A 25,313-nucleotide genomic window follows, 5' to 3' on the forward strand; every position below is an offset into this window, starting at 1 on the left:
GGAGAGAGACGATGATTGCGAACTTCAAGGTCCTCTCGCTGACCGATCGCGCCGCCGATCAGATCAAGGCGATCATGGCCCAGGCCGAGAAGCCGATGGCGGGCCTGCGCGTCGGCGTGCGCAACGGCGGCTGCGCCGGCATGACCTACACGATGGAATATGCCGAGGAGCGCAAGCCCGGCGAGGATGTGGTCGAGGACCGGGGCGTGCAGGTCTTCATCGACCCGAAGGCCGTGCTGTTCCTGCTCGGCACCGAGATGGACTTCACCACCACGAAGCTCGCGTCGCAGTTCGTGTTCAACAACCCGAACCAGACCTCGGCCTGCGGCTGCGGCGAGTCCGTGGCCATCACGCCCGTCTCGCCCGAGTTGGTGCCGGCCTCAGCCTGAGGGGCGGGACCGCCCTCAGGCGGCCTGTGACGGCGCCGAGATCGAGGCGTCGTCCACCACCCGGTTGCGGCCGCCGCGCTTGGCGGCGAACATGCACAGGTCGGCCCGCTCCAGCAGCGAGGCCGGCGTGTCGCCGGAGCGATGCTCGGCCACGCCGAGCGACACCGTCACCTTGCCGAGGGACTCGCCCGTCGAGCGCTTCACGAGTTCCCGGCCGATCATGCTCAGCCGGATCGTCTCGGCGATCTGCACGGCATCGAGGCGGTTGGCACCGGGCAGGATGATGCCGAATTCCTCGCCGCCGAAGCGGGCCAGATGGGCATTGGCCTGCACGCTCTCGCGCATCACCACGGCCACCAGGCGCAGCACCTGATCGCCGGTCAAGTGGCCGAACTGGTCGTTGAAGCGCTTGAAGTAATCGATATCGACGACGATCACGCTCAGGCGCCCGCCAGCCCGCACCGCGGCCACGGCCGTGTGCATCATCTCCTCGAAATGCTTGCGGTTGGAGAGGCCGCTCAGCGGATCGGTCAGGCTCTCGGTGCGGGTGGCTTCGAGCTTCTCGCGGAGGCTCTCGACCTCGTCCCGGCTCTCGCGGATGCGCGCTTCGAGGACGCGGTTGTCGGCCACCACCTCCCGCGTCGCCGCCGCCAGCGAGGCCACCATCTCAGTGAGGCGGGCGCGGCTGAGCTGCGCCTGCGCGAGGTCGTGCGTCAGGGTCGAGAGGGATTCGCCGTATTGCTGCGTCGAGCCGAGGGAGAGGTCCAGCACCTCGCTCACCGCCGCCAACTCGGCCAGCACCGTCTTGCTGACGACGCTCGCATCGATCGCCCGGCGCTGCCCGTCGAGGTAACTCTCGTGCAAGTGATCGACGTCGATCTCGGTAAGATGGCCCTTCTCGGCCGTCATCCGTTTGACGGCGTCGTTGAGCAGCGGCACCTCGCCCGAGACGTAGGCGTACCATACGGCATAGGCTCTCGGCGTGGCCGAGGGCCCGTAGTCCCGCATGAGCTCGTTCGTTCGCTTCGCCAAGGCGAAGGACCGGTCACGATCAGGGAAAGCGTCCTGGCTCATCCTCAACCCACATCGGGGCGAGCTTGCCCGCTCGGGCATCGCCTCATGAGCCAGGGTTGTAGCTAAACTTTGTACACGCGCAGTTAAAGGCGCAGGGGCTGGACCGGCTTTGATCGAGCCCTAGCGATTTAGCGCCCTGGACTGATCCGGGCGCTGAAAAGCACAATTTCGCCAACCGCCAAAACAATCACGGCGGATGCCACTTACCTCAGCGCTCGCGCTTCATGCTCGGCGCGCGGCGGAGGAAGGCCGGCACGTGCGAGCCGAGCCCGACCGGCGTGTCGCCGTCGTTCTCCTCGCGGGGGGTGCGCCGGTTCTCCCGGCGGGGAGCCTCACGACGGGTCTGTTCGGGCTTCGGCGTGGGGGTCGCCTCGGCACGGGGAGCGGCGCGCTCGCGGGGCTCCGACCGGGACTCACGCGCGACCCGCGGCTCACGCGGCTCGCGAGTTTCCTTGCGCTCGCGATCCTCACGGCCGCCGCGCTCACCGCCACGGCTCCGGCGGCCCTCGCTCGAGCGACCGCGATGGCGGCTACGCGGCTCTGAATCGGACGGGGTAATGGTCGTCAGGTCGCCGTCGAACCACGGGATCGGCTGGCCGATCAGCGCCTCGATGGCGCCGAGCGACCGGTCGTCCTCGGGGCTCACCAGGGTGAAGGCGGCGCCCGCCCGTCCCGCGCGACCGGTGCGGCCGATGCGGTGGACGTAATCCTCCGGGTGGCGGGGGATGTCGAAGTTGAAGACGTGGCTCACGGCCGGGATGTCGAGGCCGCGCGCGGCCACGTCGCTGGCCACGAGCAAGGCCGTCTCGCCGTTGCGGAACGCGTCGAGGGCGGCGGTGCGGGAGCGCTGGTCCATGTCGCCATGGAGGGCGGCGGCATCGAAGCCGTGGCTGACCAGGGATTTCTGCAGGATCGCGACATCGCGCTTCCGGTTACAGAAGATGATGCCGTTGGTCAGCCCGTCCTCGGCACGGATCAGGCGGCGGAGACGGTCGCGCTTGGCGTGGTCCTCGCCGGAGGTGGCGACGAGGCGTTGGGTGATGGTGGTGGCCGTGGAGGAGGCGCGCGCCACCTCGACCCGCTGCGGCGTATGGAGGAACATGTCCGCCAGCCGCTCGATCTCCGGCGGCATGGTCGCCGAGAAGAAGAGCGTCTGCCGGGTGAACGGCACCATCTTCACGATGCGCTCGATATCCGGGATGAAGCCCATGTCGAGCATCCGGTCGGCCTCGTCGATGACGAGGAGTTCGACGCCGGTGAGCAGGAGCTTGCCGCGCTCGAAATGGTCGAGCAGGCGGCCGGGCGTGGCGATGAGCACATCGGTGCCGCGCGTCAGCTTCGCATCCTGATCGGCGAAGGACACGCCGCCGATGATCAGCGCGACGTTGAGCTTGTGGTTGGTGCCGTAGCGCTCGAAGCTCTCCTCCACCTGGGCCGCGAGTTCGCGGGTCGGTTCGAGGATGAGCGTGCGCGGCATCCGGGCGCGGGCGCGGCCGGTCTCCAGCAAGGTGAGCATCGGCAGCGTGAACGCCGCCGTCTTGCCGGTGCCGGTCTGGGCGATGCCCAGGACGTCGCGGCGCGCCAGCACATGGGGAATGGCCTGCGCCTGGATCGGCGTCGGCTCGGTGTAACCGGCCGATGTAACGGCCTGCAGGACTTTCTCACTCAGTCCCAGATCGGAGAACGGCATTTCGTGTCGGCAACATTCACGCACCCGGCCGGCGCGATGGACATCGTCGCGGCAACGATCCGGGATTGAGCGGACGCACGGGCACAACCGCGGCCGCCGAGCGATTACTGCTTCACCTAGAGCCTTGCGTCGACTTGTCAATCTTGCGGGCTTCGGAAGAGCGGGATGACGGGGGATGGGTCGCCCGTTTCCCCTGTAGAAGCGTGGCAATACGCCATCGCGGCGGACGACGCTTCTGGGGTTAAGCAAATGCTAGCACCGCGCGCGAGGCAGCCTGCTGCAGCGTCCTAAAATAAAACGCGGCGACCGCGGTGCTGCGCGGCGGCCAGATTAAATGTTCGCTAAGGCCCGCCGCGGTTTCGCCTCAATTTCAATTGGGACGGAACGATAGTTCAAGCGCCATCACTTCGAGTGGTACCGCTGTGCGGCAGAGCACATCGGTCCGCGGTCACTGTTACGTCATCATAACCTTCACCTTTCGTTGACCCGACATGGCTAATCTGACCCTGCTTGTTGCAGGAAAGCGACAGACCCGTTCGCCGCAAGCGCCTAGAAGGCCGCTGGCCTAAGCCAACCCAGGATTTGGTACCCCGATGAAAAAGCTGCTCCTTGCATCGACCGTTCTCGCCGGCATGACCGTGGCCGCCTCGGCCGCCGACCTTCCGCGCCGCGCTGCGCCGCCGCCGGTGTTCACGCCGGTGCCGGTCTTCACCTGGACGGGCTTCTACGCCGGTTTCAACGCCGGTTACGGCTTCGACGCCTCCTCCAGCCGCGCCCCGACCGTCGTCGGCGTCTCCCCCGGTAACGCCATCTTCGCGACCGGCAACACCCTCCAGAGCGGCGTGCTCGCCTTCTCGAACTCCAACAACAACGAAGGCTTCGTCGGCGGCGGCCAGATCGGCTACAACTACCAGTTCACCCCGGGTTCGGGCGTGGTCGTCGGTATCGAAGCCGACGCCCAGTACGCCGACTTCGGCCGCCAGCGGAACCGCTTCTCCGCCGTCGGCGCCAACGGCTCGGCCATCATCCCGGGCACCCTGGTGTTCAACCCGAACGGCCTGTCGGGTCTCGACTACTTCGGCACCGTGCGCGGCCGCCTCGGCTACGCCTTCGACCGCACCCTCGTGTACGCCACGGGCGGCTTCGCCTACGGCTCGGGCGGCGGCCGTCAGTTCGGCACCGGCGTCAACTCCGATGACTTCCAGACCGGCTATGCCGTCGGCGGCGGTGTCGAGTACGCTCTCCCGACCGACTCGTTCCTGAACTTCTTCCGCTCCTCGGCCGTGACGCTGAAGGTCGAAGGCCTGTACGTGAACCTCGAGCAGAACCGCCGCACCGCCGGCTCGTTCGCCCAGAACATCGGCGGCGCCCTCGTCTCCACCACCACCCCCGGCGTCACCCTCGTCTCCGGCCCGGCCAACACCCGCCGCGACACCGAGTTCGCCGTCGTCCGCGCCGGCGTGAACTACAAGTTCGGCTCATACTAAGATCTTTCGTTCGGATTTGGCCCCAAAGTCAGCCCGATCGAACTGATTTCATCGGCCAAGCAGCGCCCCAGGAGTGTCACAACTCCTGGGGCGTTTGTGCTTTACTCGGCAGCTTCGGCGCTGGCGTCGTCCTCGTCCAGGATCACTTCGAGATCCCCGACGAGCGCGTCGAGCTGTTCGGGCGTGCCCTTCAGCTTCAGCTTGGTCCCGTCCTCGGCTTCGACCGCGATCTCGATGTGATTGCCGACCTTGGCGGCCATGGCCTGCTTCACGGTGTAGGTGGTCACGTCTGCCTTGCCGGACATGCCTGTCTCCTTGATGGGCTTCAGGCAACGGGGCGGACGGGTCATCGTCGCTGCGGCAGAACCCCGCGCAGGCCGTTCGTTCGCGGGCGGCGGACGGCCCGACGCGCGGGCAGCGGTGCGAAAATGCACCTACCCGGCTCAATGATCGCGAAACGGCGCGACACCCGCCTCGGCGGGCTTGTGTGGTGCAATGCAAAATCTTATAAACGCAGTGCAGGACAGCGATGGCGTCGCCGTCCGGCTGCCCTTCTTGGGCGTTTCCTCCCTAGACTTACAGCCGCTCCTTGTGGGCGGCTTTTTCTTGTCCGGGACACCGGCCGTAGCCGAGAGCGCGCGGCCATACAAGCAGGATTGCGCTACAAAAGCAGCGCGATGGCAATTTATTGCAGCGATCCGCCCTTATGCCGTGGATCGTCCCCCGCCAGCCGCGACGGTGACCCGATGACTCTCCCGATCCTTCCCGCCTCCGCCTTCAAGGCCCCGACGGTCCTGCTCTCAGGGGCCGTCGACTACGCGATGTACAAGGATTTCCGGCAGCAGTTCGAACCGGCCCACGAGCAGGACCTCGTGGTGATCGAGTTGTCGACCCTCGGCGGCGATCCGGAGGTCGCCCGGATGATGGGCGAGGACGTGCGCTACCATAGCGAGATGAACCCGGAGAAGCGGTACGTCTTCCTCGGCAAGGCGGCGATCTACTCCGCCGGCACGACCTTCATGAGCTTCTTCGCGAAGTCCAACCGCTACCTGACGCGGGGGACGCGGTTGATGATCCACGAGCGCAAGATGGACAAGCACCTGCACGTCCAGGGGCCCCTCACCACCTGCGTGGCGGCGGTGAAGGCGACGCTGCACGAGATCGAGACGTCGATCGCCATCCAGAACGAGGGCTTCGCGAACCTGATCCTCGGCTCGTCCGTGACGATGGAGGACGTCCTGCAGCGGGCGCCGGCGAACTGGTACCTGGAAGCGGAGGAGGCCCGGGGGCTCGGTCTGATCGAGGCGGTGCTCTGAGTCCAAGCCCGCCCTCCGGCGGGGAACGAGCCCGTCGCTTGCGTCATTGGCCCCCAACCTGACGGAGGTTGTGGCGTATGAGCCTCGTGGCTGATTTTCTCACCCGTGTCGCCCGCGCGGTGACGGCCTATGCCGGCGACGAGACGCTGATTCAGGGCGCCGTGTCCGCGGCCGCCAACGTGATGGTGGCGGACGGCGAGGTGGCGAGCGAGGAATTCGAGACCGCGCTGACCGGCGTGCTGGCCAGCCCCATCCTCGAGAAGGGCTACGATGCCCTGATGGTGGAGGAAGCGCTCTACGAGGCCATAGGCCGGGCGCGCACGCGGGCCGGCCGGGCGGACAACCTCCGCCGCATCTCGGCGATGGCCGGCCGGCCGGGCGATCAGCGCGAGAGCGTGTTCCTGCTCGCGGCGGATGTCGCCGACCATGACGGCATCGCCGAGATCGAGCACGCCGCGCTCACGGAGATCGCGGCGGCTCTTATCGTCGACAGGGATCGCCTGCTCGACGCGGTGGCGGCCAAGCCGACACGTTAGCGGGCGACGGCCTCGGCGACGACGCGCGACTTCGCCGGAGCGGCCGGCACGAGGCGCGGCGTCGTGGTCAGCTCGGACGCCGGCCGCACCGAGGCGGTGACGCGAGCCTGATCGCGGTACAGCGTGGGGGTGAGGTTGATGCGCTCATCCGCCAGGGCCGGCCCCGCGAGAGCGACGGCGGCCAGAGCGGCGAGCGTGACGGAACGAACGGTCATTGTGATTGTCCCTCAAGTGCTTGGAGGCCGGTGCCTCCTGTCGAGGGTGAATGTGTACCGCGCCGCACCATCATTCAAACAAATGAGATCGATAGCCGAAATCGATGTGATCGATGCTCTTTGGCCGAGGAGCACGACAAAAAAGGCGGGGCTCTCGCCCCGCCGTCGATCGTTCGTGATCCCTCGTCACAGGGCCATCAGCACGCCGGCCGAGCCGACGACGGTCATCACAAGGCCACCGACGAAGATGGCCGCCATGGCGTAGGAGAACACTTTCAGCATCGCACTGTCCTTGTGAGCTTAGCAGCGGTTGCCGCCAGCGGTCTGGCCGTACTGCTTCACCGGGAAGTTCTGCTGATTGGCGTTGCCTTCAGCGGCCGAACTCATCGGACAGGTCGCGGGGTTGCGGTCGTACCGGCTCCCCGAGAAGTCGAGCGAGCCTGTCGTCTCGACCTCGTAAGGGGTGAGACCGGTCCAGGTGGACCGCTCGAAGGCCATGGCCGACGAGATCGGAGCGACGCCAAGCACGAGCGCGGTGACGACGGCGGCGATACGGGTCTTCATGGCTTTTTCTAAACTCCTTTACGCAGATCAGTCCGAGTTATTCGGTCTATTTCTCCTTGCGTGATCCTGAGATGGTGATTGTTTTGCCGGCATGACGTGCCTCCGCGCACGCGGCGCGGGGGATTAAGATTGGCGGAGATGTTTCGCGGAAAGCGCGCGGGCGCCCGGAGATCAGACGATCAGGCGAACCGCCATCCCGAGCAGCACAGCGGCCCCCAGGCAGCGTCGCCACGGGTTGACCCCACGGAGCACCTCGTCAGCCGCCCACACCGCCAGGGCGATCCAGGACGCGAGTTCCGCCCAACGCCCGATGGCGTTCGCCTCCCCGGCGATCCAGGCGACGGCCTGCGCGAGGCCGAACAGCCAGAGCGGAAGGTTCGGCCATTGGCCGATGACGATGCGCCCACTGGTGCGATCGCGGAAGAACCAGTCGAAGGCCGCGTTCAATGGCTGATCAATCGTGAATGCCGACCACCTGAAGGCCCGCGCAGGAAGCGCGAAGGCCTTTGGTGGAGCTGAGGGGATTCGAACCCCTGACCTCCGCAGTGCGATTGCGGCGCTCTCCCATCTGAGCTACAGCCCCGTCGAGGCGCCGGCCTTGTAGGCGCGGGTGCCTCAGCCTGTCAATTCCCGTCTCGCATGTCCGGGTCGCTTTCGCGGCCGCGGCACGCGAAATCCGCTCCCCGAGGACATCGCGCGCGCGCATGAACGCCCTGATCTGGCTCTTCGACACGGTCGTCCAACTCTTCATCTACGTGCTCATCGCGAGCGCGGTGCTGAGCTGGCTCGTCGCCTTCAACGTCGTCAACGTGCGCAACCCCGTCGTCGCGCAGATCGGCGAGGTGCTCTACCGGATCACCGAACCGGCCCTGAGGCCGATCCGCAACCTGCTCCCCAACCTCGGCGGCGTCGACATCTCGCCGATCATCCTCATCCTGCTGCTGCTGTTCATCAGCCGCCTGCTGCACGAGTTCGCCGTCCCGGCGGCCTATGTCTACACCCGTTGAGGAGCGGCGCCCCGTGAAGACCAATCCCGGCCGGTTCTTCGAGGATTTCCGCCTCGGCGAGACCATCCGCCATGCCACCCCGCGGACGGTGACGACCGGGGACGTGGCCCTCTACACGGGGCTCTACGGCCCGCGCTTCGCCGTGCAGTCCTCGGACGCCTTCGCCCGCGCCCTGGGCTACCCCAGAAGCCCCCTGGACGACCTGCTCACCTTCCACGTGGTGTTCGGCAAGACTGTGCCGGACGTGTCCCTGAACGCGCTCGCCAACCTCGGCTATGCCGAGGGCGGCTTCCGCCGGCCGGTCTATCCCGGCGAGACGCTGTCCACCGTCTCCGAGGTCATCGGCCTGAAGGAGAGCTCCAACCGGCAGACCGGCGTCGTCTACGTCCGCTCGGTGGGCTCGGACGAGCACGGCGAGACCGTGCTGAGCTATTGCCGCTGGGTGCTGGTGCGCAAGCGCGACCCCGAGGCGGTGATCGCCGAGGAGCACGTGCCCACGCTCGCCAAGGCCGTCGATCCGAAGGACCTCGCGGGCGCCCTGCCCCCGTTGAACCCCGCCGCCTACGACGTGGCGCTGGCCGGCAGCCCGCACCGCTTCGGCGATTATCAGGCGGGCGAGCGCATCGACCACGTCGACGGCATGACCGTCGAGGAGGCCGAGCACCAGATCGCCACGCGCCTGTTCCAGAACACGGCCAAGGTGCATTTCGACGGACTCGCCGCCAAGGACACCCGCTTCGGCCGCCGGCTGATCTATGGCGGGCACGTGATCTCGCTGGCCCGGGCGCTGAGCTACAACGGGCTGGGCAACGCCTTCGCCCTCGCAGGCATCAATGCCGGCCGGCATGTCGGCCCGCTCTTCGCGGGCGACACGGTCTATGCGTGGAGCGAGGTGGTCGAGACCGCCGACGTGGGGCGCGAGGATGTCGGCCTGCTGCGCCTGCGCACGGTGGCCACCAAGAACCAGCCCTGCGCCGCCTTCCCCGACAAGTTCAACGACGGCTACGATCCGGCGGTGATCCTCGACCTCGATTACTGGGCCTTCGTGCCGAAATAGGACGAGGCCGGGCCTCCGGAGGGCGACACGCCGCCGGAGGCCCGCGATCCGGCGTCAGTCCCGCACGACCACCTTCGTGCCGACCTTCACCCGGTCGTAGAGATCGACCACGTCCTTGTTGGTCATGCGGATGCAGCCCGAGGAGACCGCCGCGCCCATCGTCTCGGGCTCGTTCGAGCCGTGGATGCGGTAGAGCGACGAGCCGAGATACATGGCGCGGGCGCCGAGGGGGTTGTCCTGGCCGCCGGCCATGTAGCGGGGCAGGTCGGGGCGGCGGGCCAGCATCTGCTGCGGCGGGCGCCAATCCGGCCATTCCTTCTTCATGGAGACGGTCTTCACCCCCGACCACGAGAAGCCCTCGCGGCCGACGCCGACGCCGTAGCGGATCGCCTCGCCGCCGCCGAGCACGTAGAAGAGCCGCCGCTGGCGGGTGGAGACCACCACCGTGCCGGGCTTCTCCTTGCCCGACCACGCCACCGTCTCCCGCGGAATCGCCTGGGTGCGGAAGCCGTTGAGGAAATCGGCGATCGGCCCCCGGTCGAAGAGATCGGCCTTGGCGGGAACGGCTCCGAGGGGCACGGCCCCGAGCATCAATCCCGCGATCGCCAGCGTCGCGATGCGTCCCGACATGCGCTATCCTTACGTCCATCACAAAAGGCGGACCCGTAGGTCCTCAACCGGAACGGGCATCGGCATCGCGGCAGGGATGAGGCCGCCGGCCGGAACGGGGGCGGGTTTGCGCGGGGGTGTGCGATTGCCGCCACACACGCTGCGGCACCGGTTGCGATTGCATCCGCGAGGGGCCGCGCTTATCTCAGCGACGTGATCAGCCCGCCTGCCCCCTCGGCCCGCCTCGATGCGGAGCCCGTGGCCCTCCGGCCCGGCACGCGGCCCGCGGCGTTCGCCACGGGTCTGGGGCTGCTCGTGCTGGGCCTCGTCGCCCTCGCCTTCGTCGCTTTCGGACAGGGCAAAATGGAAACGTCCGTCCCCGGGATGGCGTTCCGGCCGATCCTCACCGTGATGGCCCCGCACACGGCCCCTGCCCCGGCGCCGCTGATGCACCGGCTCGACTGGGACGCCCCCGCCGTCGCCGCCGCCGATGGCGAGATGACGGCCGACCCGGCCCTGCCCTCCCCCGTGGCGCAATCCGTGCCCGTGCCCGGCTTCGTGCCGGCGCCCTTCCGCGAGGGGAGCGCGACCCTGCCCTCGCCCGAGCCCGTCGCCTCGCCCCTGCGCCCTCCCCGCGCGGCCTGAGCCTCGCCCTTTCGGATTTTGGACACGGAGCGGGGGCATGATGCCCTGGAGCCCGGACCTGCCGAGAGCGCCGCCTTGAGCCTTTAGGTCTGCCCACACGATTGCCGTCCGCATTCGCGAGACGCCAGTCAGGAGCGTCGCAACCCGTGATCCGCCTGCCCTTCCTTCCCGCCCGCGCCCTCGTGCTGCTGCCCGTCGCGGCGCTCGGCCTGTCGCTCGCCGCCTGCAACCCGCGCGAGGCCGCCGCCCCGACGCCCCCCGTCCCGGAGGTCGGGTTCGTCACCGTCCACGCCCAGGCGATTCCCTATGTCCGCGACCTGCCCGGCCGCGTGGCGCCGATGCGCATCGCCGAGGTGCGCTCCCGCGTCTCCGGCCTCGTGGTGAAGCGGCTGTTCGAGCAGGGCAGCCAGGTCAAGGAAGGCGACATCCTCTACAAGATCGACCCCGCCCCCTACGAGGTCGAGCTCGCCAGCGCCGAGGCGGCGCTGGCCCGCCAGGAGGCCGCGCAGGTCCTCGCCCGGCAGCAGGCGGACCGGCTGGAGCAGTTGCTCTCGCGGGCGACCGCCAGCCAGGCGCAGTACGATGCCGCCTTCGCCGGGAAGAAGCAGGCCGAGGCCGAGGTGGCCGGCGCCAAGGCGACCCGCGACCGGGCGCAACTGAACCTCTCCTGGACCGATGTCCGCGCCCCGATCACCGGGCGCATCGGCCGGGCGCTCCTAACCGAAGGCACGCTCATCGAGCCGGGCCAGACGGGGGCGCTCGCCACGATCCAGCAGCTCGACCCGATCTACGTCGACATCACCCAGTCGGTGGGCGAGCTGAACCGCCTGCGCCGGGACCTCGCCAGCGGTGAGCTGGCGCGGCTGGAGGAGAATTCCGCCAACGTCCACCTCATCATGGACGACGGCAGCCTCTACCCGCTCGCCGGCCGTCTCCTCTTCTCGGACGTGACCGCCGACCCGAGCACGGGCCAGGTGACGCTGCGCGTGCAGTTCCCGAACCCGCACGACGAGCTGTTCCCCGGCATGTATGTCCGCGCCCGCATCAAGCAGGGCATCGATTCGGACGCCATCGCCGTGCCACAGCAGGCGATCCAGCGCACCGAGGACGGCCGCGCCGAGGTCTGGCTGATCCGCGAGGACCAGACCGTGATGCGCCAGCCGGTGGAGGTCGGGCCCGTCGTCGGCGGAGACTGGCTGATCCGCTCCGGCCTGAAGGCCGGGGAGCGCGTCGTGGTGGACGGCTTCCAGAAGGTCACGGTGGGGATGAAAGTGAAGCCCATCGACCAGACCCCGCCCCATGCCGAGGCGGCGCAGCAGACCGACGCCGACGAGGCGAGCGAGAAGGCCGACACGCAGCAGCGGGCGCAAGCCGCCGCGCAGCGTCGCTGAGGGAGGCGCTTCATGGCCCGCTTCTTCATCGACCGCCCGGTCTTCGCCTGGGTCGTCGCGCTGTTCATCCTGCTCGGCGGCGCGCTGGCGATCCCGAACCTGCCGGTGGCGCAGTATCCGGTGATCGCGCCGCCCTCCATCGCCCTCTCGACCGCCTTCCCCGGCGCCTCGGTGGAGAGCCTCTACACGGGCACGACCCGGCTCATCGAGGATGAGCTGAACGGCGCGGCCAACATCATGAGCTTCGAGTCGACCACCGACTCGTTCGGCTCCGTGAACATCACCGCCACCTTCCGGCCCGGCACCGACCCGTCGCTCGCCTCGGTGGAGGTGCAGAACCGCCTCAAGCGCGTGGAGGCCCGCCTTCCCCTGGAGGTGCGCCAGAACGGCATCCTCGTGGAGGAGGCCTCCGCCGCGACGCTCAACATCATCACCCTCGTCTCCACCGATGGCGGTATGGACGAGGTCGGCCTCGGCGACTTCCTGATCCGCAACGTCATCAACGAGATCCGCCGCATCCCGGGCGTCGGGCGCGCGACGCTCTACTCGACGGAACGCTCCCTCCGGGTCTGGGTCGATCCCGACAAGCTGCGCGGCCTGTCGCTGACGCCCGGCGACGTCAGCGACGCGATCCGCAACCAGAACATCCAGATCGCCTCCGGCGCGGTCGGCGCGCAGCCGAGCCCGTCCGCCAACGCGCTCACCGCGCCCATCGTCGTGAAGGGCCAGCTCTCCACGGTGGAGGATTTCGGGGCCATCGTCCTGCGGGCGAATTCGGACGGCTCGAACGTGCGCCTGCGCGACGTCGCCCGGATCGAACTCGGCGGCGACGCCTACCAGTTCTCGACCCGCCTCAACGGCGGGCAGGCGGCCGGCATCTCGGTGACTCTCGCCCCCGACGGCAACGCCCTGGAGACCGCCAAGGCCATCCGCGCCAAGATGGAGGAGCTGTCGCAGTTCTTCCCGCCGGGGCTGAAATGGGACATCCCCTACGACATCACCCCGGCCGTGAAGGCCTCGATCGAGAAGGTGCTGCACACCCTCGTGGAGGCGGTGATCCTCGTCTTCCTCGTGATGTTCCTGTTCCTGCAGAACATCCGCTACACGCTGATCCCGACCATCGTCGTGCCCATCGCCCTGATGGGCACGGTGACGGTGATGTGGCTTTCGGGCTTCTCCGTGAACGTGCTCACCATGTTCGGCATGGTGCTCGCCATCGGCATCCTCGTGGACGACGCCATCGTCGTGGTCGAGAACGTCGAGCGCATCATGAACGAGGAGGGGCTGCTCCCGAAGGAGGCCACCAAGAAGGCCATGGACCAGATCACCGGGGCGATCATCGGCATCACCCTGGTGCTGATGGCGGTGTTCGTGCCGATGGCGTTCTTCCCCGGCTCGGTGGGCATCATCTACCGGCAGTTCTCCATCGCGATGGTCACGTCCATCGCCTTCTCGGCGCTGCTCGCCCTGTCGCTGACGCCCGCGCTCTGCGCCACCTTCCTGAAGCCCATCGAGAAGGGTCACGGCCACGCCAAGGGCGGCGTGTTCGGGATGTTCAACCGGTTCGTGGACCGGGAGACCGCCCGCTACGGGCGCGGCACAGCGTGGTTCATCCGAAAGTCCGGCCGGGTGATGCTGGTCTACCTCGCCCTGGTCGCGGGCACGGCCTACGCCTTCGTGCAATTGCCGGAGGGCTTCCTGCCGGTGGAGGACCAGGGCTTCTTCACCGTCGACGTGCAGACGCCCCCCGGCGCCTCGTTCAACCGAACCATGACGGCGGTGCGCAAGGTGGAGGAGCATCTCCTCGCCCAGCCCGGCGTCGCCACGGTGACGATCCTCAACGGCTTCTCGTTCTCGGGCCAGGGGCCGAACACCAGCCAGGCCTTCGTGACCCTGAAGCCCTGGGACGAGCGCGACGCGAGCAGTTCCGCCGCCGCCCTGGTGAAGGGCACCAACGACGCCCTTGGGAACTACCGGGATGCGATGATCGACGCGCAGGAACCGCCGCCGGTCGACAACCTCGGCAACGCGTCGGGCTTCTCGTTCCGCCTGCAGGACCGGGCGCAGCGGGGCTACGCGGCCCTCACCGCCGCGCAGGCGCAACTCCTGGCCATCGCCCGGCGCAGCCCCGTCCTGAAGAACGTGAAGATCGAGGGCCTGCCCGCCACGCCCCAGGCCGAGCTCATCATCGACCGCGAGAAGGCGGCGGCGCTCGGCGTGAAGTTCGAGGACATCAACGACGTCATCCAGGTGAACCTCGGCTCGGTCTACACCAACGACTTCCCGAACCGGGGCAAGATGCAGCGCGTCTACGTCCAGGCCGAGCAGCTGCAGCGGCTCAACGCGGCGGACATCCTCAACTACGCGGTGAAGAACAGCACGGGCACCATGGTGCCGATGTCCTCCTTCGCCGAACTGAAATGGGGGGTGGGGCCGAGCCAGATCGTCGGCTTCAACGGCTACCAATCGGTGCGCTTCACCGGCGAACCCCGGGCGGGTTTCACCACCGGCGATGCGATCACCGAGATGGAGCAACTGATGCTCCAGCTGCCCAAGGGCTTCGGCTATGCCTGGACCGGCCAGTCCGAGCAGGAGAAGCTGGCGGGCAGCCAGGCGACGCTGCTGCTCGCCCTCTCGGTGCTGATCGTCTTCCTGTGCCTCGCCGCCCTCTACGAGAGCTGGGCGATTCCCGTCTCGGTGCTCCTCGTCATCCCGCTGGGGGTGATCGGGTCCGTGGCGGCGGTGATGCTGCGGGGCATGCCCAACGACGTGTATTTCAAGATCGGGCTCATCACGATCATCGGCCTCTCGGCCAAGAACGCGATCCTGATCGTGGAATTTGCCAAGGACCTGTGGAAGCCCGGCACCTCCGTGGTGAAGGCGGCCATCGACGCGGCGACGCTCCGCTTCCGGCCCATCGTGATGACCTCGCTCGCCTTCATCTTCGGCGTGGTGCCGCTGGCCATCGCCACCGGCGCCGCCTCGAAGAGCCAGCAGGCCATCGGCACGGGCGTGATGGGCGGCATGATCACGGCGACCGTGCTCGCGGTGTTCTTCGTGCCGGTCTTCTTCGTGGTGGTGATGCGCGTCTTCCGCCGGAAGGCGGTGCGGGAGGGCGAGCAGGCCGCCGCGCCGGAGAGCCCTACGCCCCGCATCCACGCGAGCGCCGCTGAGTGAGGCGGCGCTCCCCTTCTTCCCCCGGGGCGACGAAAAAAGCCGCCCCGAGGGGCGGCTGAACGAGTCATCAGGGAGGCATCAAACAGAGTGGACGAAACCGGGTCGCACTCGACATCCAGAAAACTGGATGCCTCCTTCATGAAGTGAAAACCTTAACGCCGCATTAAATGCAGTCCGCCGGGCACGGCGAAGACTGACCGAAATCAGTCTATCCGTGCCCCACCCTGTTCCCGAAAGAGAACTGCCTCAGGCCGCGAGGCTCTCGAACAGGCCGCGCCCATCCGTGCCGCCGATCAGGCCTTCGACGAAGTTCTCCGGGTGGGGCATCATCCCGAGGACGTTGGCCTTCTCCGAATAGATCCCGGCGATGCTGTTCAGCGAGCCGTTGCGGTTGGCGGCGATTGTGGTCTGCCCCGCCTCGTCGCAGTAGCGGAAGGCCACGCGGCCCTCGCCCTCGATCCGGGCGATGGTGTCGGGATCGGCGAAGTAATTGCCCTCGCCATGGGCGACGCAGACGTCGATCACCTGCCCCGCCGTGTAGGCGCGGGCGAAGCGCGTGTCGGTGCGCTCGACCCGCAGGGTCTGCCGGTGGCAGATGAACCGGCGGTCGACGTTGCGCATCAGGACGCCGGGCAGCAGGCCCGATTCGCACAGGATCTGGAAGCCGTTGCAGATGCCGAGCACGAGGCCGCCCCGGGCCGCGTGGGCGCGCACCGCATCCATGGCCGCTGCCCGGCCCGCGATGGCGCCGCAGCGCAGGTAATCGCCATAGGAGAAGCCGCCGGGCAGGACGGCGAGGTCGGTGCCGGCGGGCAGCGCCGTGTCGGCGTGCCACACCATCGAGACCTTCGCCCCCGAGAGCCGCAGCGCCCGCGCGACATCCGCCTCGCGGTTCGACCCGGGGAAGACGACGATGGCCGCGTGCATCAGGCGATCTCGATCGCGTAATTCTCGACGACGGTGTTGGCGAGAAGCTTCTCGCAGGCCGCCTTCAAGGTCTCCTGGGCCGACGCGGAATCGGCGGCGGCGACCTCGAGATCGAAGACCTTGCCCTGCCGGACACCCTCGATGCCGGCGATCCCGAGCGACTTCAGGGCCGCCTCGATCGCCTTGCCCTGGGGATCCAGCACGCCGGTCTTCAGGGTGACGGTGATTCGGGCTTTCATCGCTGTTTAACTCACCGGTTGCCGAGCGCGCACCGCGCCGGCGACATCGAAAACGTGATCGGCGATCCTTAGATCAGCCCGCTCACCTTGTCGAACGTTGAGAAAGGTCCGCCACCCTGCACGGCACGCAGGATTCAGGACCGTCTGGCTTGGGTGATCGGCTCGATGCTCGTGGCGCGGCGCCAGAGCTGGAGCATGATCCAGGCGGCGAACAGGCTGAAGAGCCCCATCAGGACATGGCCGACCCGGTCTCCGAGGTCGAACAGACCCGCCAGCGCCCAGCCGGCCGCGATCGCCACGGCGAACACCTCCGTGCCCACCAGGACCATCATGCTCAGGATGGTGACCGCATTGCGTGCGTTCACGAGTTCAGCCCTTCCCGCCGCCCGTCGACCGGGCTCGCAAGGCGTCCTGCTACCTCAGGGCGGGCAGGCGGCGCAAGCAGCGCCGCCCGGGTCGCGCCCGCTCAGCGCGGGGCGCGCTTGGCCAGGATGCGCTGGAGCGTCCGGCGGTGCATGTTCAGGCGGCGCGCCGTCTCGCTGACATTGCGACCGCAGAGTTCATACACCCGCTGAATGTGCTCCCACCGCACCCGGTCGGCGGACATCGGGTTCTCCGGCGGATCCGCGCGCTCGCCCGGCTGGGCCATGAGCGTGCCGTGGATCTCGTCGGCGTCGGCGGGCTTGGCGAGGTAGTCGAACGCGCCGAGCTTCACGGCCGTCACCGCCGTGGCAATGTTGCCGTAGCCGGTGAGGATGACGCCGCGCGCCTCCGGCCGGCGCTCCTTGAGCCGGGCGATGACATCGAGGCCGTTGCCGTCGCCGAGGCGCATGTCGATCACCGCGAAGGCGGGGGCATGGGACTCGACGGCGGACACGCCCTCGGCGACGCTTTCGGCCACCTGGACATGGTAGCCACGGCTTTCCATCGCCCGCGCGAGACGGGTGGAGAAGGGCTTGTCGTCATCCACGATCAGCAGGCTGCGATCGGTGAAGGCGGCAAGCGGATCGGAATCGCTCAAGATCGCGGCATCGGTCGCCGCGGAGGTCCCGGATTGCGTGAGCATCGGGGGTCCCTTTCGAAGATGTCTCTGTTGAAACCTTTATATAGGCACGATGTCGCGCGGCGGCAGGGGCGCGGAACCACTTATCTCCGGAGAATGGCGCGGAACGGCTCCTCTTTCGAAGATATGCCGCGCCCACGAAACCCGGACGATGGCACCATGGGCATTGGCCGCGGCCGCGTTCGACAGGCTGATCTGCGCGCCGGACCGCTCGATCAACGTCTTGGCGATGAACAGGCCGAGGCCGAGACCGACCGTCGCGCTGCCGCCGTCCTGCGATTGCTCGACGCTGCGGGTGGTCACGTAGGGCTCGCCCGCGCGCAGCAGCACCTCCGCCGAGAAGCCCGGCCCGTCGTCGCGGATCTCGATCCAGACCCGGTCGTGGTTCCACTGGCCGGTGATGGCGACCCGCGTGCTGGCGAAGTCGACCGCGTTGTCGAGGATGTTGCCCAGGCCGAACATCACGCCGGGGTTGCGGCGGCAGGAGGGCTCCGGCCCCTCGCCATGGCAGGAGGCGTCGATGACGACGCCGAGCGCCCGCTGCGGCGCCACCAGTTCCTCCACGAGGTGGCTGAACGTGACGGTGGTGAGGAAGTCGCCCTCGCCCTCGCCGTCGAGGGAGGTGAGCTTGCCGAGGATGCCGCGGCAGCGGTCGACCTGCTCGCGCAGGAGGGCGAGGTCTTCCGCCACCGCCGGGGAGGCATCCGGCCCCAGCTGGCGGATCAGTTCCTTCGAGACGACCATGATCGTGCCGAGCGGCGTGCCGAGTTCGTGCGCCGCCGCCGCCGCGAGCCCGTCGAGCTGCGACAGGTGCTGCTCGCGGGCCAGGACGAGTTCGGTGGCGGCGAGCGCCTGGGCGAGCTGGCGCGCCTCCTCCGCCACCCGCCACGCGTAGACGCCGGTGAAGGCGGTGCCGAGGAGGATCGCGGTCCAGACCCCCGAGACGTAGAGGAACGGCAGTTCGATCTTGCCGTCCGCGAACCAGGGCAGCGGCCGGTGGACCAGGGCGAGCAGCGTCGCGAGGCCGATGGCCAGCAGCCCCAGCGCCAGGGTGCGCTCCGGCGGCAGGGCGGTGGCCGAGATGAGGACCGGGGCAAGGAAGAGGAGCGAGAACGGGTTCTGCAACCCGCCCGTGAGGAACAGGAGCGCGGCCAGCTGCACGATGTCGAAGGCCAGCAGCAGGGCCGCCGAATCGGCGTTCAGCCGGTAGCTCGCCGGGAAGCGGATGCGCAGGGCGAGGTTCAGCCACGACGAGGCGGCGATGACGAGGAAGCACCAGCCGAAGGGTAGGTTCAGGCCCAGCCCGAACTGAGCCCCGACCACGGCCGCGCTCTGCCCGGTGATGGCGAGCCAGCGGAGCCTGACGAAGGTATCGAGCCGAAGCTGCCGCGCCCTGCCGTCGAGTCCGGTCAGTCGCTCCTGGATCGTATGCATCCCAGGAAACTAGGGTGCTCCGGCCAGAACCCACATCGATCGCGGCAGAAAGCCCGGACAATCCCGGTTTCACCCTCGGGTGGGGCGAGGCGCCGCGCCGTTACGGCCCCATTCAGGGGGAACCTTCATCTTGAGCATGGGGTTGCCGCTTTCCAGACGGGGCGAGCCCCGTTGCCGAGGGATCCCCCATGCTGCTGGCCTATGGACTGTTCGAAGGCGCGCGGATGATGATGGCTCCGGCGCGCCTCGCAGCCGACCTCACCCGCTACAGCATCAAGAGCCCGGCCAACCCCCTCGCCTACTCGCCCTACGCCCGCTCCATCGCGGCGGGCTGCGAGATGTTCGAGCGGGTGACGCGGCGCTACGGCAAGCCCGCCTTCGGCTTCACCGAGACCGTCGTCGAGGGCCAGACGGTGCCCGTGACCGAGCGCGTCGTCTCGGAGCGTCCGTTCTGCCGGCTGATCGCCTTCGACCGCGCCGTCCGCACCCCACCCGCCGAGCCGCAGCCTAAGCTCCTCATCGTCGCGCCGATGTCGGGCCACTACGCCACCCTGCTGCGCGGCACCGTCGAGGCGATGCTGCCGAACCATCAGGTGTTCATCACCGATTGGACCGACGCGCGGATGGTGCCGCTGCTCGCCGGGCCCTTCGACCTCGACACCTACATCGACTACCTGCGCGACATCTTCGCCGAACTCGGGCCGGACCTGCACGTCATGGCCGTGTGCCAGCCGGCCGTCCCGGTGATGGCCGCGGTGGCGCTGATGGAGGCCGAGGACGAGCCGCACGTCCCCGTCTCGATGACGCTGATGGGCGGCCCCATCGACACCCGCCGCTCGCCCACCGCCGTGAACTGCCTCGCCCAGGAGCGCGGGCAGGAGTGGTTCGAGCAGAACACGATCAGCCTCGTGCCGCCGATCTATCCGGGGGCCTTCCGGCGGGTCTATCCCGGCTTCCTGCAATTGTCGGGCTTCATGGCGATGAACCTCGACCGGCACGTCACCGCCCACATCGACATGTTCGACCATCTGGTGCGGGGTGACGGCGATTCGGCCGAGAAGCACCGGGACTTCTACGACGAGTACCTCGCGGTGATGGATCTCACCGCCGAGTACTACCTGCAGACCGTGCAGACCGTGTTCGTGAACCAAGCCCTGCCGAAGGGGGAGATGGTCTCGCGCGGGGTGCCGGTGGACCCGGCCGCCATCCGCCGCTGCGCCATCCTGGCCGTCGAGGGCGAGAACGACGACATCTCCGGCGTCGGCCAGACCAAGGCCGCCCTGGACATGACGCCGAACCTGCCCGCCTCCCGCAAGGCGTACCACCTGCAGGAGGGCGTCGGGCATTACGGCGTGTTCAACGGCTCGCGCTACCGCTCGATCATCGCGCCGCGCATCGCGTCCTTCATCCGCGAGATGGCCGCCGAATCCACCCGGCGGCCGGTCTATCTGCGCAGCGTCGGCTGAGACGCGGGCGGCTCAGGCCGCCTTCGCCGCCGGCTGCGCGGCGGGGCGCGGGCCGAACAGGGTCCGGTAGAGGGTGCCCGGCGTCACGGAGCGCCCGTCGCCGTCGATGATCGCCACCTCCGCGAGGCCGGCGGCCGACAGGCTCATGGCCTGGTCGAGGGCCGCCAGGAGCGAGGCATGGCGATGGTCCCGGCGGCCGACGGCGCAGCGGGCAGTGACGGTGTAGTTCACGGGGCGGAATCCTCGGCGGGCGGGCGCCGCGTCTCTCGCGGTCGCCATCGCCTCCGTCATCCGCAATAACGGCAAGACGTTGCCTTAAGGTTGTCCAGCCGCCGATATCGAACAAAATCGCGCAGATGTGTTTAGTGCGCGATTAACCGTTGTGTCCGCGCAGAGCCGGCAGGCCGATGCCGGTGGCCTCGAAGCCGCCATCGACGGCCACGACCTGCCCCGTCACGTAGGACGCCTTCTCCGAGCACAGGAACACGATGACGTTCGCCAACTCGCTCTCAAGCCCGTAGCGGGCGAGCGGCACCGCGTCGTGGTAGGCGGCGCGGATCTCGGGGCTGTGGACCGCCTTGGCCATGGCGGTGTCCACGGGGCCGGGGGCGACGGCGTTCACGCGGATGCCATGCTGGGCGAGTTCGACCGCCTGCTGCTTGGTGAGCTGGGCGAGCCCGGCCTTGCTGGTCCCGTAGGCGACCCGCAGCGTCGAGGCGCGCAGGCCCGAGATCGAGGTGATGTTCACCACCGCCCCGCCGCCATGGGCGGCCATGAGGGGCGCCGCCGCCTGGGTGCAGAGGAACGGCCCCGACAGGTTCACGGCGAGCACCTTCGACCAATCCTCGAAGGTCGTCTCCAGGAGCGGCTTGAAGATCGCGATGCCGGCGTTGTTGACGAGGGCGTCGAGCCGGCCGAACCGCTCCTCCACCTGCCGGACCGCCGCATTCACCTGCGCCGGATCGGAGACGTCGGCCACGATGGCCAGCGTCGCGTCGGGCTTGGCGAGGCGGCCCATCGCGGCCTCCAGGTTGCCGCCGTCGATGTCGAGGAGGGCGACCTTCCAGCCCTCCGCGAGGAAGCGCTCGACGCTGGCGAGGCCGATGCCCCGCGCCGCCCCCGTCACGAGGGCGATGCGGCCTTCGGCCGACCTTGGGGTTTCCTGCATGGTGCGATCTCCGTCGCGGGGTGGGCCCGGCGGCCCTTGAACTTACGGAATCCGGGTGCTGGCCCGGACTCGCTCCTCGGCGGCGCGGATCGCCTCCGGGGTGCCGACATGCAGCCATTGCCCGTCGAGGCGCATGCCGAAGAGCCGCTCCGAGGCGATGGCCTTGTCGAACAGCCGGTTGAGGGAGAAGGCACCCTCCGGCGTGTCCGCGAACAGGGCGGGCTTCAGGATCGCGACGCCCGCGTAGATGAAGGGGGCGACCTTGCGCTCGCCGCGCCGTTCCAGGCGCCCGTCCGCCGCCATCAGGAAGTCGCCCGCGCCCTCGTAGCCGAGGCTCGTCGTGGTGGGCGCCACGAGGAGGAGCGCATCCATGCGCGCGCCGTCCCACGCGGCGATGAGGCGCGACAGGTTCGGCACCGGGCCTTCGAGCCAGAAGGAATCGGAGTTCAGCACCACGAAGGGCGCCGCGCCCATCAGCGGCAGCGCCTTGCGGATGCCGCCGCCGGTCTCCAGCAGCGCCTCGCGCTCATCCGAGACGGTGAGGCGCGGCGGCCCCGTCCGGCGGGCGAGATGCGCCTCGATCTGCTCCGCGAGCCAGTGGACGTTCACCACCGCGTCCGTCAGCCCCGCCTCGGCCGCCCGGTCGAGGGCGTGGTCGAGGAGCGGCTTGCCCGCCACCGCCACCAGGGGTTTCGGCAGGGTGTCCGTCACCGGCCGCATCCGCGTGCCGAGGCCGGCGGCCAGCACGAAGGCGCGGGTGATCGGGGTCTCGGGGGCGTCGCTCATGGAAGTCATCCTGGCCGTCGCGCGGAATCAGGCCTCTTAGCTGTCGGCCTCTTGGCTATCGGCGACGGTGCCGGGCAGGTGCCGCGCGTGCCAGTCCCGCACGGCCGCCAGCGCCGGATGGGCGAGGTTGCGGGCGAGGTAGCCCTCGATCCGCGGCAGGTGGGCGAGGTAGCCGGGCTTGCCGTCCCGCCGGTCGAGCCGGGCGAAGATGCCGAGGATCTTCGTCGCCCGCTGCGCCGCCAGCAGCGCGTAGGCGGTGGCGAAGGCGCCCATGTCGAAGTTCGGATCGCGGGCGCGGCGCTCGCGGACATAGAGGCCGAGCAGGCGCAATTCGAAGTCGGCGCTGGCGTCGACGCGGGCATCCTGCAGCAGGGAGGCGACGTCGTAGGCCGGATGGCCCATCACCGCGTCCTGGAAGTCGATGACGCCGACCCGCTCCAGACCCTCCCGGTTCGGCAGCCAGATCAGGTTGGGGGAATGGTAGTCGCGCAGGGTCCAGGTCGGGCGGGCGGGGATGGCCCCGTCCAGCGCCTCGCGCCACAGGGCGACGAACTCGTCACGGACTTCCTGCGTGAGGCTCACGCCCCGGATGGCGGGGGCGTACCATTCCGGCAGAAGCTCCGCCTCGAAGAGCAGCGCCTCCTTGTCGTAGGGCGGGATGACGTGGTCGATCCCCTCCGCCACCGGCAACACGGCGGGCAGGTCGGTGGCGTGGAGCTTGGCGAGCAGCCGCACCGCCTCCGCGTAGCGCTCCGGCCGGGGGGCGCCGTTCTCGATCACCGGCTCGCTGCCGAGGTCTTCGAGGATCAGCAGCCCCTCGGTCAGGTCCTCGCCGTAGACCTTGGGCGCCGAGAAGCCGAGCGCCCGCAGGCCCCGGTCGAGGGCGACGAAGGCGTGGACGCTCTCCGCGAGGTGGACGATGGCCGAATAGGGCTTGCCGTCGCGCACGGGCGGGCCGTCCGCCCGGGCCGGGGAGATCATCAGCACCGCCGTGGTGCCGTCGGGCTTGCGCAGGCGCTCGTAGGCGCGGGACGAGGCATCGCCCTGCATCAGGATGCGCTCGGCATCGTCCCAGCCGGCGCGGGCCAGGAGCTTGCGCACCGCCCGCGCCCGGTCGATGCGGGCCTGCATGCCGCCGAAGCCCTCGATCCGGGCGAAGCGCGAGCCCTCGCCGAATTCCGGCCGGAGGGCCAGGGTGACGGAGAGGAGGGGCCCGCCCTGGGCCGGCATCTTCTCCGGCCACTCGACCAGGGTGATCGCCCCCTCGGCCATCTCCTCGAAGCCGAGTTCGACCAGCTCGTCCGGGTCGCGCAGCCGGTAGAGGTCGGCATGGACGATGGAGCGCCCGTCGCGGGCCGCGTAGGGCTGCACGAGGGTAAAGGTCGGGCTCGGCACTTCGAGGGCGGGATCGCCCGTCAACTCGCGGATGATGGCGCGGGCGAGCGTCGTCTTGCCGTCCCCGAGGCCGCCCGAGAGCGCCACCCGGTCCCCCGGCAGCAGGAACTCGCACAGGAACAGGCCGAGGTCCTCGGTCGCCATCTCGTCGGGCAACACGAATTCCCAGGCGGATCCCGCCTCGCCGCCTTCCTCGCGCACGTCCTGATCGTCGCCGCCCAAAACCACCTCCGCGAGCTTGCACGCATGGTCCGTAAAGCAGGGACCGATGCAAGCCCAATCCCGCCGCCGCGCTGGTAACGCGACGGGGCGGTGCAGGGAAAGCACGGCCGCAACTCCCGGTCCAGGCTGGCACGGGGCTTGCCACGGCGGAACGCCGTGACACCAACGAAGGCACGTCACGGTGCGGAGGACAGGATGAAGCGCGAAGACCTCACCGAGAAGCTGCTCGATATCAAGCGGGAAAAAGGCTGGAGCTGGAAGTACATCCACGAGCAGATCGGCGGCCTGTCGCCCTTCCTGATCACCGCCGCCTGCATGGGCCAGATGAAGCTGCCCAAGGCGCAGGCGAAGCGTGCCGCCGAATTGTTCAGCCTCACCGAGGCCGAGGAGCGCATGATCAACGAGGCGCCCTATCGCGGCTCGATCCCCTCCATGCCGCCGACCGATCCGCTGATCTACCGCTTCTACGAGCTGGTGATGGTCTACGGCACGACCTTCAAGGAACTGATCCAGGAGGAGTTCGGCGACGGCATCATGTCGGCCATCGACTTCAACATGGACATGGCGCGCGAGGCCAACAACAAGGGCGACCGCGTGAAGCTGACGATGTCGGGCAAGTTCCTGCCCTACAAGTATTACGGCAACGACGAGGGCACGCCGGAATACGGGTTCAAGGAGGGCTGAGCCCGTCTACCGGGACGCCGTCACGCTGAGCATCGGCAGGGTGACGCTCAAGGTCGCCTCGGGCTCCTTCGGGGGTCCGAGGCTCGCCAGGGCGGCGAGGCCGAGCGCCAGCGTCAGGGCGAGGAGCGACGTTTCGAAGCCGCGATAGACCCATTCCATCGTCACCTCCCGCGTTGAGATCCGAGGATCGGCGGGAAAGGTTACGATCCGGCTTACCAGCCGGACGCGACGAGGGCGGCGCCGGCCGCGATCAGCACGACGCCGGCCCAGGCCGCCGCGCTCAGGGTCTCGCCCAGCACGCTCGCGCCGAGGATCGCCACCAGCACCACGCTGAGCTTGTCGATGGGCGCGACGCGGGCCGCCTCCCCCAGGGACAAGGCGCGGAAGTAGCAGAGCCACGAGGCCCCCGTGGCGAGGCCGGACAGGATCAGGAACAGCAGGCTGCGCCCGGAGATCGTTCCCAGCGCGGCCCCCTGCCCCGTCGCCACGACGATGGCGGCGGCGAACAGCAGGATCACCACCGTGCGGACCAAGGTCGCCACGTCGGAGGGGACGCCCGAGACGCCGACCTTGGCGAGGATGGCGGTCATCGCCGCGAACACCGCCGACAGGATCGCCCAGAAGCGCCAGGATTGCAGAAGTACGCTCAAAGGTAGGCCCTCCGGCGGGTCCCCCCGCCCAGGCCAGCGATACCACGCCCTGCGGGAGCGCCGCCCACCACACCGTCGGCCATCATTCCCTCTCCCCGCAGGCGGGGAGAGGGGGTCAACGA

General features: G+C 68.8%; 29 protein-coding genes and 1 tRNA gene. 11 read left to right on the top strand and 19 right to left on the bottom strand.

All coding sequences use genetic code 11. The features are described 5' to 3' along the window. The first annotated feature begins 11 nt into the window (after positions 1-11). On the top strand, positions 12-389 hold the full coding sequence (locus tag MKK52_RS17690; protein ID WP_243956014.1) for a HesB/IscA family protein: 378 nt from the start codon (positions 12-14) through the stop codon (positions 387-389). A 15-nt stretch (positions 390-404) separates the two neighbouring features. On the opposite strand, the gene MKK52_RS17695 is transcribed toward MKK52_RS17690, so the two are convergent. After that, the gene (locus MKK52_RS17695; protein WP_243956015.1) at positions 405-1,463 is read right to left on the bottom strand and encodes a GGDEF domain-containing protein; all 1,059 of its coding nucleotides are present in this window, start codon (positions 1,461-1,463) and stop codon (positions 405-407) included. A 208-nt stretch (positions 1,464-1,671) separates the two neighbouring features. Further along, positions 1,672-3,153 carry a DEAD/DEAH box helicase gene (locus tag MKK52_RS17700; protein ID WP_243956017.1) on the bottom strand — a complete coding sequence of 494 codons (1,482 nt, stop codon included), beginning with the start codon at positions 3,151-3,153 and terminating at the stop codon, positions 1,672-1,674. 593 nt (positions 3,154-3,746) lie between these two features. Between MKK52_RS17700 and MKK52_RS17705 the strand changes: the two genes are divergently transcribed. Next, positions 3,747-4,640: an outer membrane protein gene (locus tag MKK52_RS17705; protein WP_243956019.1), complete on the top strand. Its 894-nt coding sequence runs from the start codon at positions 3,747-3,749 to the stop codon at positions 4,638-4,640. Positions 4,641-4,741: 101 nt separating this feature from the next. Here the strand turns inward: MKK52_RS17705 and MKK52_RS17710 are convergent, their stop codons facing one another. Continuing rightward, complete coding sequence (locus MKK52_RS17710; protein ID WP_243956021.1) at positions 4,742-4,945, bottom strand: hypothetical protein; 204 nt, start codon at positions 4,943-4,945, stop codon at positions 4,742-4,744. A gap of 441 nt (positions 4,946-5,386) precedes the next feature. Between MKK52_RS17710 and MKK52_RS17715 the strand changes: the two genes are divergently transcribed. Together MKK52_RS17715 and MKK52_RS17720 are read left to right on the top strand one after the other, a co-directional pair. Then, on the top strand, positions 5,387-5,956 hold the full coding sequence (locus tag MKK52_RS17715) for a peptidase S14 (RefSeq protein WP_243956023.1): 570 nt from the start codon (positions 5,387-5,389) through the stop codon (positions 5,954-5,956). Positions 5,957-6,033: 77 nt separating this feature from the next. Beyond that, positions 6,034-6,492, top strand: coding sequence for a tellurite resistance TerB family protein (locus tag MKK52_RS17720; protein ID WP_243956025.1), 459 nt, complete (start codon positions 6,034-6,036; stop codon positions 6,490-6,492). Here MKK52_RS17720 and MKK52_RS17725 read toward each other — a convergent pair. From MKK52_RS17725 to MKK52_RS17740, 4 genes are all read right to left on the bottom strand, one after another. Then, a complete protein-coding gene (locus tag MKK52_RS17725) occupies positions 6,489-6,707 on the bottom strand; it encodes a hypothetical protein (protein ID WP_243956027.1) in 219 nt (72 codons plus the stop codon). The two genes, MKK52_RS17720 and MKK52_RS17725, sit on opposite strands and share 4 nt — an antisense overlap. 300 nt (positions 6,708-7,007) lie before the next feature. Then, positions 7,008-7,271 carry a hypothetical protein gene (locus tag MKK52_RS17730; RefSeq protein ID WP_243956029.1) on the bottom strand — a complete coding sequence of 88 codons (264 nt, stop codon included), beginning with the start codon at positions 7,269-7,271 and terminating at the stop codon, positions 7,008-7,010. A gap of 171 nt (positions 7,272-7,442) precedes the next feature. Beyond that, positions 7,443-7,718: a hypothetical protein gene (locus MKK52_RS17735; RefSeq protein ID WP_243956030.1), complete on the bottom strand. Its 276-nt coding sequence runs from the start codon at positions 7,716-7,718 to the stop codon at positions 7,443-7,445. A 60-nt stretch (positions 7,719-7,778) separates the two neighbouring features. After that, positions 7,779-7,854, bottom strand: a tRNA-Ala gene (locus MKK52_RS17740). A 121-nt stretch (positions 7,855-7,975) separates the two neighbouring features. Between MKK52_RS17740 and MKK52_RS17745 the strand changes: the two genes are divergently transcribed. Together MKK52_RS17745 and MKK52_RS17750 are read left to right on the top strand one after the other, a co-directional pair. After that, positions 7,976-8,278: a YggT family protein gene (locus MKK52_RS17745; protein WP_238248522.1), complete on the top strand. Its 303-nt coding sequence runs from the start codon at positions 7,976-7,978 to the stop codon at positions 8,276-8,278. A gap of 13 nt (positions 8,279-8,291) precedes the next feature. After that, entirely contained in the window at positions 8,292-9,335 is a 1,044-nt protein-coding gene (locus MKK52_RS17750; RefSeq protein ID WP_243956032.1) for a MaoC family dehydratase, read from the top strand. 54 nt (positions 9,336-9,389) lie between these two features. Here the strand turns inward: MKK52_RS17750 and MKK52_RS17755 are convergent, their stop codons facing one another. Next, positions 9,390-9,965, bottom strand: a complete 576-nt coding sequence (locus MKK52_RS17755; RefSeq protein ID WP_243956034.1) for a L,D-transpeptidase — start codon at positions 9,963-9,965, stop codon at positions 9,390-9,392. A gap of 237 nt (positions 9,966-10,202) precedes the next feature. Between MKK52_RS17755 and MKK52_RS17760 the strand changes: the two genes are divergently transcribed. From MKK52_RS17760 to MKK52_RS17770, 3 genes are all read left to right on the top strand, one after another. Further along, a complete protein-coding gene (locus tag MKK52_RS17760; RefSeq protein WP_243956035.1) occupies positions 10,203-10,589 on the top strand; it encodes a hypothetical protein in 387 nt (128 codons plus the stop codon). Between the two features lie 182 nt (positions 10,590-10,771). After that, positions 10,772-11,980 (top strand): efflux RND transporter periplasmic adaptor subunit, encoded by a 1,209-nt coding sequence (locus MKK52_RS17765; protein ID WP_409564694.1) that lies wholly within the window; start codon positions 10,772-10,774, stop codon positions 11,978-11,980. Between the two features lie 12 nt (positions 11,981-11,992). Next, on the top strand, positions 11,993-15,157 hold the full coding sequence (locus MKK52_RS17770) for a multidrug efflux RND transporter permease subunit (protein WP_243956036.1): 3,165 nt from the start codon (positions 11,993-11,995) through the stop codon (positions 15,155-15,157). 246 nt (positions 15,158-15,403) lie between these two features. On the opposite strand, the gene purQ is transcribed toward MKK52_RS17770, so the two are convergent. The 5 genes from purQ to MKK52_RS17795 form a co-directional block, all read right to left on the bottom strand. Further along, entirely contained in the window at positions 15,404-16,084 is a 681-nt protein-coding gene (gene purQ / locus MKK52_RS17775; RefSeq protein ID WP_243956037.1) for a phosphoribosylformylglycinamidine synthase subunit PurQ, read from the bottom strand. Then, positions 16,084-16,323, bottom strand: a complete 240-nt coding sequence (purS, locus tag MKK52_RS17780) for a phosphoribosylformylglycinamidine synthase subunit PurS (RefSeq protein ID WP_243956038.1) — start codon at positions 16,321-16,323, stop codon at positions 16,084-16,086. The genes purQ and purS overlap by 1 nt, the downstream gene beginning before the upstream one ends. A gap of 134 nt (positions 16,324-16,457) precedes the next feature. Next, positions 16,458-16,688: a hypothetical protein gene (locus MKK52_RS17785; protein WP_243956040.1), complete on the bottom strand. Its 231-nt coding sequence runs from the start codon at positions 16,686-16,688 to the stop codon at positions 16,458-16,460. A gap of 101 nt (positions 16,689-16,789) precedes the next feature. After that, the gene (locus tag MKK52_RS17790; RefSeq protein ID WP_243956041.1) at positions 16,790-17,389 is read right to left on the bottom strand and encodes an ActR/PrrA/RegA family redox response regulator transcription factor; all 600 of its coding nucleotides are present in this window, start codon (positions 17,387-17,389) and stop codon (positions 16,790-16,792) included. Positions 17,390-17,425: 36 nt separating this feature from the next. Beyond that, entirely contained in the window at positions 17,426-18,820 is a 1,395-nt protein-coding gene (locus tag MKK52_RS17795) for an ActS/PrrB/RegB family redox-sensitive histidine kinase (RefSeq protein ID WP_243956044.1), read from the bottom strand. A gap of 188 nt (positions 18,821-19,008) precedes the next feature. Between MKK52_RS17795 and MKK52_RS17800 the strand changes: the two genes are divergently transcribed. Further along, positions 19,009-20,286 carry a polyhydroxyalkanoate depolymerase gene (locus MKK52_RS17800; protein WP_243956046.1) on the top strand — a complete coding sequence of 426 codons (1,278 nt, stop codon included), beginning with the start codon at positions 19,009-19,011 and terminating at the stop codon, positions 20,284-20,286. A gap of 12 nt (positions 20,287-20,298) precedes the next feature. Here the strand turns inward: MKK52_RS17800 and MKK52_RS17805 are convergent, their stop codons facing one another. The 4 genes from MKK52_RS17805 to tsaE form a co-directional block, all read right to left on the bottom strand. Further along, on the bottom strand, positions 20,299-20,565 hold the full coding sequence (locus MKK52_RS17805) for a hypothetical protein (RefSeq protein WP_243956047.1): 267 nt from the start codon (positions 20,563-20,565) through the stop codon (positions 20,299-20,301). A gap of 94 nt (positions 20,566-20,659) precedes the next feature. Further along, positions 20,660-21,454 carry an SDR family NAD(P)-dependent oxidoreductase gene (locus MKK52_RS17810; protein WP_243956048.1) on the bottom strand — a complete coding sequence of 265 codons (795 nt, stop codon included), beginning with the start codon at positions 21,452-21,454 and terminating at the stop codon, positions 20,660-20,662. Positions 21,455-21,496: 42 nt separating this feature from the next. Next, a complete protein-coding gene (locus MKK52_RS17815) occupies positions 21,497-22,240 on the bottom strand; it encodes a nucleotidyltransferase family protein (protein ID WP_243956049.1) in 744 nt (247 codons plus the stop codon). A gap of 36 nt (positions 22,241-22,276) precedes the next feature. Then, entirely contained in the window at positions 22,277-23,857 is a 1,581-nt protein-coding gene (gene tsaE, locus MKK52_RS17820; RefSeq protein ID WP_243956050.1) for a tRNA (adenosine(37)-N6)-threonylcarbamoyltransferase complex ATPase subunit type 1 TsaE, read from the bottom strand. A 195-nt stretch (positions 23,858-24,052) separates the two neighbouring features. On the opposite strand from tsaE, the gene cynS reads away from it, so the two are divergent. Next, a complete protein-coding gene (cynS, locus tag MKK52_RS17825) occupies positions 24,053-24,541 on the top strand; it encodes a cyanase (protein ID WP_243956051.1) in 489 nt (162 codons plus the stop codon). Positions 24,542-24,547: 6 nt separating this feature from the next. On the opposite strand, the gene MKK52_RS17830 is transcribed toward cynS, so the two are convergent. Together MKK52_RS17830 and MKK52_RS17835 are read right to left on the bottom strand one after the other, a co-directional pair. Then, positions 24,548-24,700 (bottom strand): hypothetical protein, encoded by a 153-nt coding sequence (locus tag MKK52_RS17830; protein WP_243956052.1) that lies wholly within the window; start codon positions 24,698-24,700, stop codon positions 24,548-24,550. A 53-nt stretch (positions 24,701-24,753) separates the two neighbouring features. Beyond that, positions 24,754-25,191 carry an EamA family transporter gene (locus MKK52_RS17835; protein ID WP_243956054.1) on the bottom strand — a complete coding sequence of 146 codons (438 nt, stop codon included), beginning with the start codon at positions 25,189-25,191 and terminating at the stop codon, positions 24,754-24,756. Positions 25,192-25,313 lie beyond the last annotated feature (122 nt).

The sequence above is a fragment of the Methylobacterium sp. J-067 genome, assembly GCF_022829465.1.
Lineage (GTDB): Bacteria > Pseudomonadota > Alphaproteobacteria > Rhizobiales > Beijerinckiaceae > Methylobacterium > Methylobacterium litchii.